Consider the following 1,557-nt stretch of genomic DNA (forward strand, 5'->3'; position numbering starts at 1 on the left):
TTCTTTCCATTCTTTGCGGGCGCGGCGACTTTCCCAAAGAGAGATTTCGGGATGACTGAGATTTCGGTAGCGCGCTTCGATCATGCGACCATCGTCTACCTGCACCCAAATCTTCGATAGGTTCCGCGGATCAAATCTGACTTGCGCCTTCTCTTTGCCCCGCCCGATCAAGGACGCAAACGCATCATTCCAGTAGCGCACTTCAAAAAGCGTGATCCCTGTGCGGCCAAGCTTGCGCCATTCAAAAGGCATGAAGCTCGATCGAAACGCGTCCACATCGACAACTTGCCGCCCTGCTGTATCGCCACCCAAATCGCTCCAGGCAGCAAGAGGTGTCCGGCCAAGAGCCCGATGCGGGGTGTTGTGATACCGACAGATTTCAAGATGAAGCCAGTCTTCAAACTCAGCAAGCGTCAAAGTCGCGTTTTGTTCGCTGTTATAGTCACCCTTGTCTTTGGGTGACGAGTGCGTGGTTCCAGGCAATACGTGAACCGAACCCATAGTTGTACCGATCAAGCGCTCAATGTGACCTCCGTAATGCTTGCCGCCCTTGGGACGATAGGAAACATCAATGCCCCAATCCTCGCACGCGGACTTGAACGCTCTGCTGCGGAACTCCTGGGCATTGTCCACATGAACAGCCTTCGGAATACCAGCCGTAGGCCAGGTAAGCTCTTCAAGGGTGCCGGGCACATGCACTGTCTTTCGGCGCACGCAATGGTCGAGACAAAGCGCAACCGACAGAACGGACGGTGCATCGAAACTCACGTATACGCCCAACACCACACGCGTGGTGACATCGATCGCCATCGTCAGGTTCGGCCGCGCAAGAGGCTGTCGATCGATGTGATCGACCAAAAATACATCGGCCTTGGTATGATCGATTTGCACGACGTCGAGTGGGTCGGGAACGTCGAGTTTGCCAGGACGCGCTGCGAACAATTGTCCAGCTACGTCCGCGCCATGTCGCTTTGAGATGACCTTACGCTGGTCCATCGCATCTAGCCGCCGCTTAACTGTTCGACGGGTCGGAGGCTGGAAGCCCTTTGCATCACACTCTGAGCGTATCTCACGCCAAATGCGCAAAAAACTTGAACGTTCTCGAACCAGATAGTAGCGGCTAAGGGTGGTGCTGATGATGCGCTCCACATCCGGAGCAAGACGCCCTTTTCCAGGTTTAGGCCCGCGCCGACCCGGTTGCAGCGCAACGGATCGAGCATCGTTCTCTTTGAGACGACGGTAAAGCTTCCAAGTATAGCTTTTGGAAAGACCCAACTCCCATGCCGCGTCGCCAATGGCACGACCAATTGGGTCGCCCTTTTTTTCAAGCTCAAGAAGCGGCCGCAGAATAGCAGCACGATGTTTCGCAACGGCTTCAGATTTCACAGCGCGTCTTCATCACAAATCGCCGAAAGTTATCCACAGATAATCTTGTATCCTAAATTAGGGTACAGTATCCTAATTAAAGGTACAATGCCACAAATAGAGGTACAAGCAGCCATTGAAAAGTCAGGGAAAAATTAGCCTCTATTCTCTTTAATTAGGGCACAACGACAC

1 protein-coding gene is annotated in these 1,557 nt (G+C 53.3%); it reads right to left on the bottom strand.

Translation table 11 applies throughout. The annotated features are described in order from the left end of the window. The coding region (locus IEX10_RS19830; RefSeq protein ID WP_188679034.1) for a TnsB C-terminal domain-containing protein at positions 1-1,386 on the bottom strand (1,386 nt) is incomplete at its 3' end. Positions 1,387-1,557 lie beyond the last annotated feature (171 nt).

Source organism: Neptunicoccus cionae (assembly GCF_014643735.1).
Taxonomy (GTDB): domain Bacteria; phylum Pseudomonadota; class Alphaproteobacteria; order Rhodobacterales; family Rhodobacteraceae; genus Amylibacter; species Amylibacter cionae.